General features: G+C 70.2%; 13 protein-coding genes. 5 read left to right on the forward strand and 8 right to left on the reverse strand.

Annotated elements, in window-relative coordinates; genetic code table 11:
• Positions 1-19: 19 nt before the first annotated feature.
• On the forward strand, positions 20-2,041 hold the full coding sequence (locus WMF11_RS11230; RefSeq protein WP_437977450.1) for a hypothetical protein: 2,022 nt from the start codon (positions 20-22) through the stop codon (positions 2,039-2,041).
• A 215-nt stretch (positions 2,042-2,256) separates the two neighbouring features.
• On the opposite strand, the gene WMF11_RS11235 is transcribed toward WMF11_RS11230, so the two are convergent.
• The 7 genes from WMF11_RS11235 to WMF11_RS11265 all read right to left on the reverse strand — a co-directional run bounded on the left by WMF11_RS11235 (position 2,257) and on the right by WMF11_RS11265 (position 11,935).
• Entirely contained in the window at positions 2,257-3,324 is a 1,068-nt protein-coding gene (locus tag WMF11_RS11235) for a S41 family peptidase (RefSeq protein ID WP_437977451.1), read from the reverse strand.
• A gap of 12 nt (positions 3,325-3,336) precedes the next feature.
• Positions 3,337-4,044 carry a DUF3540 domain-containing protein gene (locus WMF11_RS11240; protein ID WP_437977452.1) on the reverse strand — a complete coding sequence of 236 codons (708 nt, stop codon included), beginning with the start codon at positions 4,042-4,044 and terminating at the stop codon, positions 3,337-3,339.
• Positions 4,045-4,054: 10 nt separating this feature from the next.
• Positions 4,055-5,794: a pentapeptide repeat-containing protein gene (locus WMF11_RS11245; RefSeq protein ID WP_437908408.1), complete on the reverse strand. Its 1,740-nt coding sequence runs from the start codon at positions 5,792-5,794 to the stop codon at positions 4,055-4,057.
• Positions 5,791-8,226: a DUF2169 domain-containing protein gene (locus WMF11_RS11250; RefSeq protein WP_437977453.1), complete on the reverse strand. Its 2,436-nt coding sequence runs from the start codon at positions 8,224-8,226 to the stop codon at positions 5,791-5,793. Before WMF11_RS11250 ends, WMF11_RS11245 begins: the two co-directional genes overlap by 4 nt.
• Before the next feature lie 25 nt (positions 8,227-8,251).
• The gene (locus WMF11_RS11255; protein WP_437977454.1) at positions 8,252-9,370 is read right to left on the reverse strand and encodes a hypothetical protein; all 1,119 of its coding nucleotides are present in this window, start codon (positions 9,368-9,370) and stop codon (positions 8,252-8,254) included.
• Positions 9,371-9,415: 45 nt separating this feature from the next.
• Positions 9,416-10,669, reverse strand: coding sequence for a hypothetical protein (locus WMF11_RS11260; protein ID WP_437977455.1), 1,254 nt, complete (start codon positions 10,667-10,669; stop codon positions 9,416-9,418).
• A gap of 144 nt (positions 10,670-10,813) precedes the next feature.
• Positions 10,814-11,935 carry a DUF4419 domain-containing protein gene (locus tag WMF11_RS11265; RefSeq protein ID WP_437551773.1) on the reverse strand — a complete coding sequence of 374 codons (1,122 nt, stop codon included), beginning with the start codon at positions 11,933-11,935 and terminating at the stop codon, positions 10,814-10,816.
• A 642-nt stretch (positions 11,936-12,577) separates the two neighbouring features.
• Between WMF11_RS11265 and WMF11_RS11270 the strand changes: the two genes are divergently transcribed.
• Together WMF11_RS11270 and WMF11_RS11275 are read left to right on the forward strand one after the other, a co-directional pair.
• Positions 12,578-13,324: a Bax inhibitor-1/YccA family protein gene (locus tag WMF11_RS11270; protein ID WP_437908412.1), complete on the forward strand. Its 747-nt coding sequence runs from the start codon at positions 12,578-12,580 to the stop codon at positions 13,322-13,324.
• 130 nt (positions 13,325-13,454) lie between these two features.
• Positions 13,455-13,850: a cupredoxin domain-containing protein gene (locus tag WMF11_RS11275; protein WP_437977456.1), complete on the forward strand. Its 396-nt coding sequence runs from the start codon at positions 13,455-13,457 to the stop codon at positions 13,848-13,850.
• 37 nt (positions 13,851-13,887) lie between these two features.
• Here WMF11_RS11275 and WMF11_RS11280 read toward each other — a convergent pair whose 3' ends face one another.
• The gene (locus WMF11_RS11280; RefSeq protein ID WP_437977457.1) at positions 13,888-14,397 is read right to left on the reverse strand and encodes a hypothetical protein; all 510 of its coding nucleotides are present in this window, start codon (positions 14,395-14,397) and stop codon (positions 13,888-13,890) included.
• A 337-nt stretch (positions 14,398-14,734) separates the two neighbouring features.
• Here WMF11_RS11280 and rplC point away from each other — a divergent pair, with 337 nt between their 5' ends.
• Positions 14,735-15,433 (forward strand): 50S ribosomal protein L3, encoded by a 699-nt coding sequence (rplC, locus tag WMF11_RS11285; RefSeq protein ID WP_437908415.1) that lies wholly within the window; start codon positions 14,735-14,737, stop codon positions 15,431-15,433.
• 69 nt (positions 15,434-15,502) lie between these two features.
• A complete protein-coding gene (locus WMF11_RS11290; protein ID WP_044968202.1) occupies positions 15,503-16,120 on the forward strand; it encodes an SAM-dependent methyltransferase in 618 nt (205 codons plus the stop codon).
• Positions 16,121-16,157 lie beyond the last annotated feature (37 nt).

Below are 16,157 nucleotides of genomic sequence, written 5' to 3' on the forward strand. Positions count from 1 at the left end.
ATTCCTGAGGGGAGCCACCTTGTCCACGCTGCTTGCCGCCTCCTGCGTCTCCGGCGCACCGCACGGCGAGGCGCCCTCCGCGCCGCCACCTGCTGAGCTCTTGGCCTTCGATCTGCAAGAAGGCCAGATAGACAACCATTTCTTCCGTCGTGGTCATATCGCCGCCCATCTCTTGACGACGTCGGGCGAGTCGCCGCGGCTCATCGTCGCTTTTCCGGCAGGCAACATGGGAATCGCGGTGTGGTTCGATGCTCTGCCCGCGCCGGTCGATCTCTCGGTGGAGGGGGACGTCTCTGACGTGGAGCGCGTGGAGCGGCCCGGCGTCATGCGCGGCGTGTCGGCGCTCCTCGCGAGCGAGGCGCCGGTGCTGCGTGTCCATCGGGTGCTCCTAGGGAGTGTCCGTACGCTCCGCGACGTGGGGCGCGACGCCGAGGTTCCGGCCTGGCTCGGGAACGACGTCGAGGCGTTCGCCTCGCAGCGGGGCGCGGCGATCGCCGTGCGGCGGACGATGCTGGACGGCGATCATCACCTCGAGCTGCTCATCGAGCCGCAGGACGGCACGACGGCCGCGCTCGGGGACGACGGCCGGATCGAGCTGGTGGCAGGGCCGAGCGGCCTCCGTGTCCGGGTGACGGCGCTCTCGGACGAGGCGCCGCTCACGCCGGTGCCCCTCGATGAGCTCGTGACGGAGCGCGCCAGCGACGATCCGCGCCACCGCCAGGCGCTCGGCTTCCTCGCGTACCGGGAGAAGCTGCTGGCCGGGTCCTGGCGTTTCCTTACGTACTTCGGCCGGGACACGTTGCTCGCGGTGAGGATGCTCCTGCCCGTCCTCGAGCCGGCGGTGGTCGAGGCGGGCCTCGGCTCGGTCCTCGATCGGCTGAGCCTGGCCGGTGAGGTCGCGCACGAGGAGGCGATCGGCGAGTACGCGGCGCTCATGCACCTCGATTCGGGCATCCCCGGGGCGCTGCGCGAGCCCGTCTACGATTACAAGATGATCGACGACGACTTCCTCCTCGCGCCGGTCGCCGCCGAGTATCTCCTCGGCAGCGCGGCCGGTAGGGAGCGCGCCGCCGAGTTCCTGTCGCGCCGGACGCCGGGGGGCGACACGTATGCGGAGGCGCTCGCGCGGAACGTGGCGCTCGTGCTCCACCTCGCTGCCCCGTTCGCCGAGACGGGGGATCCGATGACGTTGATCGGGCTCAAGGCGGGCACGAAGGTGGGCGAGTGGCGTGACAGCCAGGAGGGCCTGGCGGGCGGCCGGATCCCCTACGACGTGAACGCCGCGCTGGTTCCGGCCGCGCTCCGCGCGTCGGCGCGGCTGCTCGCGAGCCCGCTGCTCGGCGCGGACGCGGAGCGCGCCGGCCGGGCGGAGCGGCTCGCGCGCGCGTGGAAGGACGCCGGCGTGTTCTTCCGTGTGGAGCTGCCGGAGGACGAGGCCAGGCGGCGGGTGTCGTCCTATGCGGCGTCGCTGGGCCTGGACGCGGCGCCGGCGCTCGCGTCGCTCTCGGGGATGCTCTCGTTCCCTGCCGTCGCGCTCGACAGCGAGGGGAAGCCGATTCCCATCATGCACTCCGACGACAGCTTCGTCCTCCTGTTCACGGAGCCGCCGCCCGCTGCGCTGGAGGAGATCGCGGGCCGCCTGATCCGCCCGTTCCCGGCCGGCCTGCGGACGCCGGTGGGGATCCTGGTCGCGAACCCCGCGTTCGCGCAGGATCCGGCGATCCAGAGGGATTTCACGGCGGCCCATTACCACGGGACCGTCACGTGGTCGTGGCAGCAAGCGATGCTGGCCGCGGGCCTCGAGCGGCAGCTCGGCCGCGGCGATCTGCCGGCGCGCGCGCGGGGCGCGCTGGAGCGGGCGCGGAGCGCGCTCTGGGAGGTCATCGCGGCGACGCGCGAGGCGAGCACGCGGGAGCTCTGGAGCTGGGCCTTCGAGGGCGGCTGTTACAAGCTGGTCCCCTTCGGCGCGGAGCGATTGCATCACGACGAGTCGAACGCGGTGCAGCTATGGAGCACCGTGTACCTCGCGGTGCGCCCCTGAGCCGAGCGGCGGCCGGTTCCGCGTGTCACGAATCCCGCCGGGGATCCGTCTCGCAAACGAAGAGAGATTTCGACGCAAAGACGCCAAGAGCGCAAAGACGCAAAAACATACAAATCTGTTCTCTTTTGCGGCTTTGCGGCTTTGCGGCTTTGCGACTTTGCGTTGAAATCTCTCTCCCGATCCCTGGCCGGACCTCTGGCGGGCGGAAGTAGCGCTCAGGCCTTCGCGCCGGCGATCAAGTCCATCAGCGATCGCCGCTCCCCGCCACGATCGGCCCCTTCAATCGCCCCCAGCTCGACATCCGGCCGGATCCCCGTCCCCTGGATCGCCTCTCCCCCCGGCAGGACCATCCTCGCGGCCGCCGCGAGCACCGGCGCGTGATCCTCCGGATCCGCCGCGACCTTCAGCGCCGTCCCCTTCCCGTACGTGCGCTCCCCCGCCACGACCGCCCTCCCGTGCCACTGGAGGCAGCCGGCGAAGAGCTCCGCCGCCGACGCCGTCCCGCCATTCACCAGGATCCACAGCGGCGCGCGGCACGGATCCCGGTGGCTCGACCGGTACACGATCTGGTCGCCGTCCGCGTCGATCGCCCTCCCGAGGACGCTCCCCGGCTCCAGGAAGTCGCCCGCGAGCTCGAGGAATGCCCTCAGGTCCCCACCGGGGTTGTCGCGCAGATCCAGCACGAGCGTCTCCAGCCCTTCGGCCTCGAGCGCCCTCACCGCCGTGTGGACCCGGGCGGGCACGTCCAGCGAGAAGGTGCGGATCTTCACGTACCCGACCCCCGGCTCGAGCTGGACGCTCTCGACAGGCGACGCGCCGCCGCACGGGTGGAGCGACGCGACAAGCGCGTCCAGATCGGCCAGCATCGGGGCGCCGGCGGGCCGCGCGCCCCCGGCGCTGCCCCCGTTGTACGTGATGAAGACGTTGGTCACGCTCGGCAACACCTGGACGCCGATGAAGCAGTTGTAATTGTTGCCGGCCCTCGGAGAGAGCAGCGACGTGGCGGGGGCATAGTTGACGAAGACCCGCACGTTGCCGAACGTGTACTGGCCTGATCCCATGAAGGTCCAGTGCAGCGTGCCCAGCCAGTCGCCCATCGTGAGGATCGCGCGCGCCAGGAGGCTCAGCGCAGGCCCCATCGAGAACCACACGTTGAACGAGAACGGGAACTTCACCGCGTTCGGGTCGAAATTGGGGAACGGGAACGGGCCGAGCGCAGGCGACAGGCACACGTCGGGGTACCCGGCGCTCATGCCGGTACACTTGTTGTTCGCAGGGAGCATCGCGCCGGCCTCCTATCCCAAGAGGATCTGCTTGCCGTTCACCGTGACCGTCTCCTCGGTCAGGATCGTCGCGTTCTTCGCCTTCGTGAACGCCGTCTTCTCCACGATCGTGTGCGACTCGCTCGCCTGCACGCTCAGCAGCGCGCTCACCCGCTGGACCATCGAGGTGAACCTCTGGACCACGGCGTCGGCCACCATCCGGATCTTGCCCGCCTGCACCTCGAGCTCCGGCCCCCGGATCGCGACGCCCTTGTCCCCGGACAGCGAGAGCTCTCCATCCCTCGCGTGCACCGCCACGTCCCCCTGGAGCGACAGCACCGTCCGACCCGCGCCGTGGAGCACGCCGATGGCGTAGTAGCGCTCCTCCCTGCCGATGACGAGCAGCGTGTCGCCCACGGCGGGCTCGTAGGGCAGCGCGAGCGCCATCTCGACGGCGACCGGCTGGCCGCCCGGCAGCTCCACCGCGATCGCGCCCCCCTCCGCCGCCGTGACCTGGCCCGGGCCCAGGTACTCCCTCGGGAGCGCCGCGGCGCCCTCCTGGCCCGGGTCGCCGGCCCCCCCGCCCCCGGCCCGCGGGAGGCCGATCCGAAGCACGTCCGCGCCGCGCGAGCCGTGCGCGCCGTACGCGCCGTACGCCCGAGGCGCGTGCTCCTCGCCCGCCGCCGCGTCCACCCGCACGGCCGCCGCGCGATCGCTCTCCTTCATGGCTCCCATCGACATCGCTCCTCCTTCATTGCGAGCGCCGCTCGGGCGGCATCCATGCTTCGGCCTCGAGCCGATCGACGTCCGTGCGCCTCGCCGTGGCGAGGTTGGCATCGAGATAACGTGTCTTCTCGTCGCGGACGTGGTGCAGGTTCGCCCAGTGCAGGTCCGCGCCGGTGAAGTCGGCGCCCGAGATGTCCGCGTGCGACAGATCGGCGTGGTGCGCCTTGACCCCCACGAACAGCGCCCCGGCCGCGCGGACCTCGTGCATCACCGTCTCCCGGATGTCGGCCCCCGCGAGGTTCGCCCCCGAGAGATCGGCCTTCACGAAGATCGCATTGCGGAGCATCGCCTGCGTCAGCCCGGCGCCGGCGAGCACGCCGTCGCCGAAGAAGGCGGCCTTCGCCATCGCGCCCGCCAGCGAGGCCTGCCGCAGGTTCGCCCCCTTGAAGTTCGCGTTCGCCAGGATGGCGCCGTCGAGGCGCGTCCGCTCCAGGTTGCACGAGGTGAAGTCGCTGTTCGACAGGTTGCACCCCGAGAGGTCCATCCCCGAGAGGTTCCCGAGCACGAAGAAGCACCGCGAGATGGTCAGCCCGGAGAGCGACGCCCGCGTCAGGTCCACGCCGGAGAAGTCCACGCAGTCGAAGATCGCCTTCTCGAAGGTGATGCCCTCCACGACCGCGGTCCGCAGCGTGGTCTGCGAGACGAGCGCGCGCGTCAGGTTCGCGCCCGTCAGGTTGGCCCCCTCCAGCACGCAGCGCACGAGCCGCGATCCGGACAGGTCGGCGCCCGAGAGATCGGCCTCCTTGAAGACCACCATCTCGAGGTCCTTGCCCGAGAGATCCGCGCCCGGCAGCCGCGCCCGGTACAGCATGCACGACCTCAGCGTCGCGCCCCGGAAGTCCGCGCCGGTGAGATCGCAGCCCGCGAGCACCGTCTGGTCGAGCGTCGCGCCCCGGAAGCTCGCGCCCCGGAGGTCCGTGCCCTGGAGCGACGACAGCGTGAGGTTCGCGTTCTCGAAGCTCACCCCCGCGAAGTCCATCCCCTCCAGCGCCGAGCCCGCGAGATCCGCCCCGGAGAGGTCGAGCCGGCCGAGGCGCGCGCCGTCGAACACCGTCTTCGTGAGCTTCTTCGGGAGCACGGCCTCCCGGAGATCGGCCTTCAGGAACACCACCGTGTCGAGCTCGGCGCCCGACAGATCGGCCCGCGTCAGGTTCGCCTCGGTGAACGACGAGCCCTCGATCCGCGCCTGCGACAGCGAGGCGCCCGAGAGATCCGCCCGGGTGAACGACGACTGCGAGACGGTCACCCCGTCGAGCGCCGCGCCCGACAGGTCGGCGAGGTCGAGCCGCGTGCCCTTCAGGGTCGCCCCGGACAGCTCTGCCCCCGCGAGCTTCGACTCGGCCAGGTTCGCCTCCTGGAGCCGCGCGCCGCGCAGGTTCGCCCCGGTCAGCTGCCCGCGGACCAGGCTCGCCCCCGTGAGGTTCGCCCCGGCGAGGTTCGCGCCCGAGAGGTCGCTCTGGGCGACGGCCGCGCCCTGGAGATCAGCGCCCGACAGGTCCGCGCCGCGGAGCGCGCACCAGGCCATCTTGATGCCGCGGAGATCGGCCCCCGAGAGGTCCGCGCCCTCCAGCTGCACCCGCCCGAGCTTCACGCCGCGCAGCCGCGCCTTGCGGAGATCGGCCCCCCGCAGATCCATGTCGCCGAGCGTCCTGCCCTCGAGCGCCTCGCCCGCCTGGAGCAGCGCCCTCAGCTCGTCCGGGGTCATCGATCTCGCTCCAGCGTCGACTTCTTCAGGTTCGCCCCCCTGAAATCACAGCCGGATCCCGAGGTTTCGTAGAATTTTGCATCGTAGAGGTTCGCGTCGACGAACTTCGCCTCCGGGACCCGCGCCCTGAGCAGGTCGGCCTCGAAGAGGTTCGCCCGCGTGAAGTCGGCGCGCGTGAGGTTTGCCCGGTCGAACCGGGCGCCTCGCACGTTGGCCCCGAAGAAGCTCGCACCTTCGGCCGTGGCCTCGCTGAAGAGGGTGCCCGTCAGCACGGCGAGGCTGAGATCCGCGCCGGTGAGGGTCGCGCCCATCCACACGCTCCCGTCGCCCCGCGCGCCCGTGAAGCTCGCGCCTGTCAGATCGGACCCGGAGAAGCTCGAGCCGGTGAGGGTGGCGCCCGCGAACGTGGCGGAGGCGCCCTTGACCTTGGACACGAAGCACCGCGTGAGCGAGGCCTGCGACAGGTCCGCGCGCTCGAGCACGGTGTCCTCCAGGAAGGCCACGGCCCACGCCGCCCCGCGCGCGACGGCCCCCGTCATGTCCGCCCTCGAGAAGACGAGCTGCGACCCTTGCGTGCCCGAGAGATCGGCCTCCATGAGCCGCGCGCCGTCGAAAGTGGTGCCCTCCAGCGTGGCGCCGCGGAAGACGGCGCGCTCTGCCGAGGCGCTCTGCAGGGTGGCGAGGCTCAGGTCCGCGCCCGTGAAATCGGCCTCCCTCACGTCGGCGTCGAACAGCACGGCCTGCTTGAGGATGGCGCGCGTGAGCCTGGCGCCCCGGAGGTTGGCACCCGTGAGGAGGGCGCCTGTGAGGTCCGCGCCGGTCAGGTCGCGGCCGCTCAGGTCCTGCTCGCTCAGGTCCTGGTCGCGGAGGTCGCTCCCGGGCCCGATCTGCCCGGGCGGCCGCGGCGGGGCCACGGAGAGGCCCATCGACGCGAGCTTCGGATCGCCGGCGAGCTTGTCCCACGCCGCGAGCGCCGGGACCTGGGTCCCGCGCGCAGCCGCGAGCGCCTTCGCCTCCTCCACCGCCCGCGCGACGCGCCGGAAGGCCGTCCGGAGCGCCGCGTCCATCAGCACGGGGGACGCGGCGGAGCTCATCGGCGGCAGGGCCTGCGAGGCCTTCGGCAGGTTGCGCAGCGCCTCCGCGATGACGCTGCCGAGGACCTTGCCCCCCGGCAGCGCGACGCCCGCGAGCCCCGCCATCGCCCGGCCGATCCTCTCCTGCTGCGGCTTCGCGACGTCGCCGAGCCGCGCCTTGAGCAGCGTCGACAGCGGGTCGAGCGCCGCCGCGTCGCCGCCGTCGCGCGGCGCCGCGCCGTCGCCCTTCTTCTGCAGCGCCTGCAGCGCCCCCCACTCCTCCTTGAGCTCCGGGGCGAGCTGCTCCTCGATCTCGAGCGGATCGGCCTCGAAGCGCGCAAGGATCTCCCGGTAATGCTCCTCGGGCAGCGCCGGCCCGTCGAGCGGCTCGGAGGCGACGAGCGTTGTGACGCGCGAGAGGTCGTCGTCGGTCACCTCCGTGAGGCCGCGCCACGTGAGGAACAGGGCCCCCTCGTCCAGGTTGGCGAGCAGCGTGTCGAGGTGCATCGGCACCTCCCGGAACCCGCGCTCCGCGTCGTTCGCGAAGAGGCGGATCCGGAGGCCCGGCAGCCGCGATCGGAAGACCTCCGCGTCCGGGTGGAGGTTCTGGAACAGGAGCTCCTCGTCGCCGCGCAGGTACGGGAGCCACTGATCGGGCCGGGCCGAGTTGAAATAGGTCCAGTCGAAGTCGTCGGCGAAATACGGCGCTCGCTTCTCGCGGTACGCCTTGCCGTAGTTCTTCCCGACCCGGGCGCGCCGATCGGGCCGGTTCGGCGACAGGGGCCCGAACCCCGCGGGCGCCGGCCGATCCGAGCGCGACAGCAGCAGATCGTCCGCGCCCTCGACGTTGGGGAGCTCGCGCGTCCCGTGGCCCCTGCCCTCCGGGTTGAGCGGGTGCCCCGGCCCTCCGAAGCTGCGCCGATCGCCGAGCGGCATCCGGTCGAACGGCACGGGATCGCTCATGGCGGGCCCGATCAGGCCATCCATCCACACGCGCTCGCCGACCACGCGCAGGATCTTCGACCAGGACCCGACGCCGAACCGCACCGGACACTCGGTCATGCGCGCCTTGCCCGGCGTGTGGCACGTGCCGAGCAGGAGCACGTCGGCGTGGGGCTTGAAGTCCGCCAGATCGCTCGGGTACAGGCACTCGCCGGTCTGCTCGTGATCGTCGTCGTGGAACACGTCGCCGCGCAGCGTCTCCTGCGCGAGCGCCGGGTGGCCCTCGGGCAGGGAGAGCGGCGCTCCGGGCGTGAGGATGAACTTCGCCCGGACGATCAGGGTCATCTCCGGCTGGGGCGGCCTCCGCGAGGTGACCTTGCTGCCGAAGAGGAACGGGGTGAGATTCTTGTTCGCCATCCGTGAGGGTCGTCGCGCTTGCGCGTCACGTCATGAGGTGGACTGCGGCGATGTTCGTGCGGACGGGCACGAACTTGCCCCGGTCCAGGGTGACCTTCACTTTCTCCGGCCCCATCGAGAGCGTGGGCCCGATGCTGGCCTCGAGCGACGCGGCGACGGAGACGGACGCCTCCAGGCCGATCGTGGCGCTCGCCGAGATGCCGCCCGTGAAGCTCACCTCCGCGCCGAGCGTCGCCTCGATCATCCCCCCCAGGACGACCTCGTTGACCATGCCGAGGTTGATCGTCGTCTCGATCCCCTCGACGACGGTCTTGCTGTTGCCCTGCGTGTAGGAGTCCGCGTCGCCGTACTTGTCGTCCTCGGTATCGGCGTGGGTCTCGGAGATGATCTTGCTCGCCTTCGTGGTGCTCTTGATGATGTCGGCCTCGGTGTGGTCATCGATGGTCCCGGTGACCGTTGTCGAGGTCGTGATCGACCCTGCCTTCATCGTCGACTTCGACGGTCCGTCGATGGTCGTCTCGTCGGTCATCGACGTGGCGTGGGTCTTCGACACCATCGTATCCGCCCAGGTCTCGTTGGAGATCGAGGGCACCCGCAGCTTCGCCGAGCCGGTATAGGACGAGATGCTCTTGGCCCACGTCCTGTCGACGATCGTGGGGTTCTCCCCGAGGACGCCTGACGACGGGAGCCCCCAGGGGTCCGTGATCTCGTCCAGGTTGCGCGGCGGGCTGTCGTGTCCTGTGACGCTCTCCAGCTTGCTGCCGTAATGGAACTCGAAGGCATCGCCGTGGTAGGTGGTGTGCACCTCGCCCTTCACGGTCTTCTCGCGCAGGCGCTTCTCGCCGCGGGGGCCCTGGATGAAGTCGAACTCGCCCGACCCGTAGAAGGTGATGCTCTTCTCGTTGATCTGCCCGTCCTCCGCCTTCCAGCCGCCCTCGAACTCGCGGCGGCCGAGGACGGTCATCTTGTACGTGCCCCCGATGACCTCGACCTTGTCGCCCCGCGTGGTGATGACCCGGTTGCCGTCGGTGTGATCTCGCCAGGTGTACTCGTCGCCCTCGGCCGCGCCGATGCGCAGGTACGACGACATGCCGTCGCCGAAATCAGGCACATGGAGGATACCGTACTTGCCATCGCCGGCCATGGGAGCTCCGTATCCGGTGGCGCGTGGAGCGTTGTGCTCGCGCCCTCAAACGAAGAGGTTGAACGCCGAGACGATCTTGTTGGCGAGCGCGATCTCCGTCTTGCTCATGTGGAGCTCGACGTCCGCCGGGCTGATCTTGTGCGTGGGGCCGGCGGAGACTTCGATGCTCCCGGTCAAGCTGAAATCCGCCTTGAGCCCGACGGTCACGTCGACGATGCCGCCGGCCGTGAAGGTCACCTCCGCGCCGAGCGTCGCCTCGATCATCCCCCCCAGGACGACCTCGTTGACCATGCCGAGGTTGATCGTCGTCTCGATCCCCTCGACGACGGTCTTGCTGTTGCCCTGCGTGTACGAGTCCGCGTCGCCGTACATATCGTCCTCGGTGTCGGCGTGGGTCTCGGAGATGATCTTGCTCGCCTTCGTATAACTCTTGATGATGTCCGCCTCGGTGTGGTCATCCATGGTCCCGTCGACCTTGGTGGAGGACGTGATCGACGCGGCCTTCATCGTGGACTTCGACTCCGCCTTGACCGTCGTCTCGTCGGTCATCGAGGTGGCGTTCGTCTTCGTCACCATCACTTCCGCCCAGGTCTCGTCCGAGATCGACGGCACCGGCAGCTTCTCCGAGCCGGTATAGGACGAGATGCTCTTGGCCCACGTCCTGTCGACGATCGTGGGGTTGTCCGTCGGGATCGCCTGGGGCGAGGGCGGGTTCTTGTCATCGATGAAGTCGTCGGTGACATTCAGCGTGGGGAACGTGTCCGTGCCGGTCTGGCTCTCCTTGACCTTCCCGAAGTAATGGTCGTAGACGTCGCCGTGGTAGAGGGTGTGCACCTCGCCCTTGATGGTCGTCTCGACGACCTTCCACGTCCCGCCGTAGTTCTGCACCCACTCGATCGTGGTGCCGCCGCCGAAGGTCTCGCTGACCTCGGTGACGTGCCCTCCCGACACGTCCCAGCCCGCCTGGTGCTCCCCGCGGCCGAGGATGAGCAGGCGGTAGTTCCCCCCGATCACCTCGACCTTGTCGCCCTTGGTGGTCGAGATGCGGTTGCCGTCGGTGTGATCGCGCCAGCCGCCCTTCGTGTGCAGCTTCGCGGTCTCGGCCTTTCGCTCGCCCACAGGCACGAAATTGGGCGAGCCGTCCCGCTTTCGGTCGTCGTCGGTGAACGTCTGAATCCGCTCGGCGAGATCGTCGCCCGCGCTCTCGCCGAGCGGCGCGGCGGCCCCGAGGCGCAGGTAGGACGGTTCCCCACCATTCAGATCCGGTACTTCGAGGAGCGCAAACTTGCCTCCGGACACTGGAGCCTCCGAGCGTGATGGACGACGCAAGGCGTCGCCGTGTCGCGGACCGCACAATCCTATGTCAGCGTGAGCCGCCCGTCCACGCCGAACCGCTCGCCGTGATCGCCGTGATCGAGCGCGCGGCTCACGGGGCCGCGTGGCTCACGAGGCCTCGGCGGGGCGCTGCGCCGCCGACTCGGGGGCTTGGTGCGCGATGGCCCAGACGAACTCCGGCAGCAGCGCGAGGGAGTGCGGATCCTGCGTCACGCCGATGAGACCGCTGATGAACTCCATCGGGTGCTCGCGCCTGCTCCCGTCGATGAAGCGCAGCTGGGCGCTGGTCAGGCCGGGCGGCATCTCGGAGAGCCCTGGTCCCTGCGGGTTGCCGAGGCCCCCGAGCGCGTCGCTCCGGGCCTCCGCCGTCAACCATCGCTCGTGCCAGCTCTCGAGATAGGGATTCGGGGCGAAGTAGTCGTTGGGCCACGCGCGCAGGTAGGGAAACAGCACGTGGATCCACCCGGTCAGCTCGTCGGCCGAGCTCTCGTACCTGAAGAACGCGCGCCAGAACATCGTGTCGGCGCGCCCCTCCGCCGAGGCGGCGATCTGGTCGAGCACGGGCAGGAGCGCGCGGGTCCACCGATCTTGCCCGACGGAGCCGAGCATCGCCACGCGCTGGCGCACCCAGCGCCAGTCGTCGGACGTGCCGAGCAGGTACACGCGCGGGATCCCGCGCTGCGGGAACACCATGTCGCCCGGGAACGGCGGCTCCCACGCGTAGTGCGGCGCGAGCGGGGTCGCGACCGTGAGCTCCGACGACACCCGCTCGACAGGCCCCGTTGTGGAGAAATTGGAGGTCACGAGGTCCCGCAGCGAGCCGACCCGCGCCGAAACCTGCCTGGAAAAGTCCGGAAACAAAGCTGGCCACGGGTTCACCTCGCCGAGGGTGAAGTCCGGGCGATCGACGACGAGCGAGAACTCGTGATCGTCGGGCAGGAAGCGGCGTCGATGCTCGTCGTTCGCGGCGAGGTGGAACGTGAAGCCGCGCGCCAGGCAGAGCCAGACCACGTCGGGCGAGAGCACGAGGGGATAGCGCTGGGTGAAGGCGGTATAGGCGGCCTGGACGAGCGGGTGGAGGTCCGTGCGTCCCACGAGGGGCAGGCGGTGGCGGTAGGAGGCCTCGATCTTCGAGACGAGCAGGCTCTGCACCGCAGCTTCGCTATCGAACCCCGGCAACGGCGCCGTTGCGGGCTCGACGTCGGCAACGGCGATCGTCGTGACGTTCATGAAACCTCGTCCTCCCCAAGGCTGCGCGGCGAGCTCGTGATCCTTCGCTGTCCTTCGTACACGAGCGTGCGGCGCGCGACAACGGGCCGCGCGCAGGCGCCCACCGCGGCGTCGCTGCATGGGGCGGAGCGCGCCCGGGCGCGGCCCATTTCTGCTGTCCGGCGTGAGCGCAGGGGCCCGGCAAGGTGCTTGTTCCGAGGCATCGATTGGTGATGGGCCGTGCTCCGGGTCCGCTGGGAGGCGTGCGCGGTCGTTCTTCCGGACCTCGGAAGACAGGAGTTCGTTCTCCTCCTTCCCACGGCGCGCGCAGCCAGGTCGACGGCGCTGTCGGTCGGCGCCGGCGTTGCCGCCGAGCGGATAGCCGAGCGGAGAGCGGAGCGGAGAGCCGAGCGGATTGTCGTCGGAGCCGAGCATTTTTCTCTGGATCCGGGCTGCTCTTCGCCGGATGCTGCGCGATGTCGGCGCGCCGTTCACGCCGCGCCGGTTCCTCCGCGCGCGCACGATGCCGCTGGAGCGTGATTTTTTTGTGGACAGCGGATGCCCGAGGGCTTCGCCTGGCGGTGTTGCATGTCCGTGGTGAATGGTGCACGACTAGGCGCTCGTGCAGCCGCGGCGAATCGCCCTGAAGGAGGAGCGCAGCAGATGAACTCACGCCAGGCGAGTCCCCTCGGGGCGAGCGTATCGGCCAGCCCGAAGCTGGCGCTGCGGATCGACTTTCTCAAGAAGGTGTACGGGCTCTTCACGGCGAGCCTGGTGGTCTCCTCCCTGGGCGCCATGTGCGCGCTGTACATCGGGGCGCCGGACGTGGAGGAGGGGACGCTGGGGCGCGAGATGCCGCCGCTGGTCGAGCTCTTCGCGCAGCACCCGATCCTCTCGATCGGCGTCGTGTTCGGCGTGATGTTCGGCGCGCGGGCGGTGCGCAAGATCCCCGGGGTCAACGTCCTCGCGCTCTTCGGGATGGCGGCCATCCTGGGCGTCACCGCGGCGCCTGCGCTCTACATGGCCCAGGCGGCGGCGGGCCTCGGCGGCACCCTGTCGTCGGCCCCGGTGCGGGACACCTTCATCCTGACGGTCCTCACGTTCGGGAGCCTCACGCTGGGGGTCTTCCTCTCGCGGGAGGACCTGTCGTTCATGGCCAGCGGGCTGGTGATGGGCGCCATGGTCGTCCTCGGCGCGATGCTGCTGAACATCCTGCTCGGGAGCACGCTCCTCGGCCTCGCGATCGCCAGCGTGTCCGTCCTCGTGTTCGGGGGATACGTCCTCTACAACACGTCGCGCCTGCTCCACTCGAACGAAGAGGACCCGGTCGGCGGCGCGCTCGACCTCTACCTCAACTTCATCAACCTCTTCTCGGCGATTCTGCAGATCCTCTCGGGCCGCCACGTTTGAGCCGGCCGCGCTGCGTTCACGTCGCGGCGCGCGCCCGTCTGCGCCCGACCGTCCCTCGGTCTCTCGCCCGGGGCGGACGGCTGGAGGGCGGCTTGACGCGAGATTTGCGCCGGGTAAGAACGCGGTGACCATGAGCCTGCAGCTCCTCGTCACCGCGCTAGCCCTCTCCCTCTCATCGCTCTCATCGCTCGCTTGTAACAAGCCCGCCGAGGAGGCGCCGGTGGTGGCGGCCGCCGAGCTCGCCGCGCCGGCGAACGTCAAGCGCATCGACATCGCGGTGAACGACGGCGGCTTCTCCCCGTCGACGATCGAGCTGAAGAAGGGAGAGCCCGTGGTGCTGCGCTTCACGCGGACGACGAAGAGCGAGTGTCTGAAGGCGATCGCGATTCCCGATCTGAAGATCGAGAAGGATCTGCCGCTGAACACGCAGGTCGAGGTGGCCATCACCCCGCAGAAGGAGGGGAAGATGGTGCTTCAGTGCTGGATGGCGATGGTCAAGGCGACCATCAACGTGGTCGGCTCATGACGCGGCAGCGCCCGTCGCGAGAAGCGCGCGCGCGCCGTCAGAGCATGAGCCAGAGCTCGGCGTTGTAGCGCTTCGCGCCGCCGCCCGCGTCCTGCGCCGCGCGGCGCCTCCCGGAGGCGGGCTCCCCCGCGCTGTCCGGCGCGTCGTCCCGGCGCGCCCCGTCGCCTCGAGCGCGCGCGCCGGCGTGGGCCAGGTCGATGCCGGAGGCGGCGCAGCGGGCGACGGCGAAGCGGAGCATCTCGCGCACGTCGCCCGAGCGGAGCATGCCGCGCGTCCGGTGGCGCGCGATCGCGGCCGCGCGCTCCACGCACTCGGCGCAGGGGGCCACCTCCGATCGGAACCTGAAGAGCAGCGTCCCCTCGGGCCAGCCGAGCGCCGACGCCTCGATGCTCACCACGATGAACTCGCCGTCGCGGATCACCCGGGTCCGGGCCGCGCTCGCGCTGTCCTCGCCGGCGCCGTGCGCCTCGCCTCTCAGCAGGAACCAGTATCGATCCATGAGGCGCTCGACGTCGCGCGGCTCACCGTGAGCGATGATGTCTGTCATCCCTGACCTCCGACGACCCAATGTGAGGCCCGCTCCTCCGAACTTCGACGCCAGGGAGAGACAGGAAATGTCCGCGCAGAAGGACAACGTCCGAGCGGTCGCGACGCAGCGCGTCTCGGTTTGATGTGGTCTGTACTACCTTTGTGGTGGTGGTTTTCGCTTCCCTTTGGGGGCCCCGTGAGTAAGCTCTGCGCCCCCCAACGTGCCCGGCGGGAAGCCGCCCCGGTTCTTCGCTCCGAACCGGCTCGTGACGAGGCGCGCCGAGGGGATCGCTCTCGCGGCGCGCCGCGCGGAGCCAGTTTCAGCCACCCCAGACGGAGCGAAAGGCAATCCCATCATGAATCAGCATCCCGGCATCATCGGCAAGAAGATCGGCATGACGCAGATCTTCAACGAGACGGGCGAGGTCCTGCGCTGCACGGTCGTGCAGGCGGGCTGCGTCGTCATCGGCAAGCGCACGCTCGAGAAGGACGGCTACAGCGCCCTCATCCTCGGCCTCGGCGAGCGGGCGGAGAAGCACACGACGAAGCCGGTCGCCGGCGCGTACAAGAAGTCGGGGCAGACGCCGAAGCGGATCGTGCGCGAGCTGCGCTGCAGCCCCGAGCACGCGGCGAAGTACGAGATCGGGAGCACGCTCAAGGTCGACGAGATCTTCGAGGTGGGCCAGCGGGTGGACGCACAGGGCCGCTCGCGCGGCCGCGGCTTCAGCGGCGTCATCCGCCGGTGGAGCTTCGCCGGCGCGGTCAGCTCGCACGGTACGCACGAGTACTTCCGCCACGGCGGCTCGATCGGTACGAACATGACCCCCGGCCGCACGCTGCCCGGCCTGAAGATGCCCGGCCACTACGGCGACGAGACGGTGAGCGCGCTCAACCTCAAGATCGTGAAGCTCCTCCCCGAGGACAACCTGATCCTCATCGAGGGCCCGGTCCCGGGCCCGAAGAACCAGCTGGTGACGATCCGCGGCGCCGTGAAGAAGCGCGGCGGCAAGGGGATCGTGCCGGTGCAGCAGCCGACCAAGAAGAAGGGCGGCTGATCCCGGCCGCCGGCGGGGCAGCTCCCATGAGCGAGCGCCCCGCCGGTCGTGCCCGCCGAGCGTCCCTCCGTGTCGCAGAAGCCGAAGAACCCGTACAAGCGCCCTGACGCCTTCACGAAGGCGGCGAAGGCGCAGGGCTATCCTGCGCGCAGCGTCTTCAAGCTCGAGGAGATCGATCGTCGGGTGCGGCTGCTCCGCCCCGGCCAGCGGGTGCTCGACCTGGGCGCCGCGCCGGGGTCGTGGTCGATGTACGCGGCGCAGCGGATCGGCGCGGGGGGCAAGCTGCTCGCGGTCGATCTGTCGCCGATCACGGCGGCGTTCGGGCCGCAGGCGACGGTGGTGCAGGGGGACGCCCTGTCGCTCACGAACGAGGCGCTCGCGCAGTTCGCGCCGTACGACGTTGTGCTGTCGGACATGGCGCCCGCGACGAGCGGCAGCAAGATCGCCGACCAGGCCCGGAGCTACGAGCTGTTCATGCGCGCCGTGGCCGTGGCCGAGGCGCTGCTCGCGCCGGGCGGGGCGTTCGTCGGCAAGATCTTCATGAGCGAGGACTTCGTGAAGGCCCGGGACGCGCTGAGGAACCTCTGCGAGGAGGTCCGGAGCATCCGGCCCGAGGGGACTCGGGCGAGCAGCGTGGAGATCTTCCTGGTGGGGCTGAAGCGGAAGGCGGCGGGGAAGACGGGGTAGGGGACCGGAGCGCGGGGGCGTCTCCGGGCAGGAGCGG

Origin of the sequence: Sorangium sp. So ce295 (assembly GCF_051527405.1) — a bacterium.
Classification (GTDB): Bacteria; Myxococcota_A; Polyangia; order Polyangiales; family Polyangiaceae; genus Sorangium; species Sorangium cellulosum_B.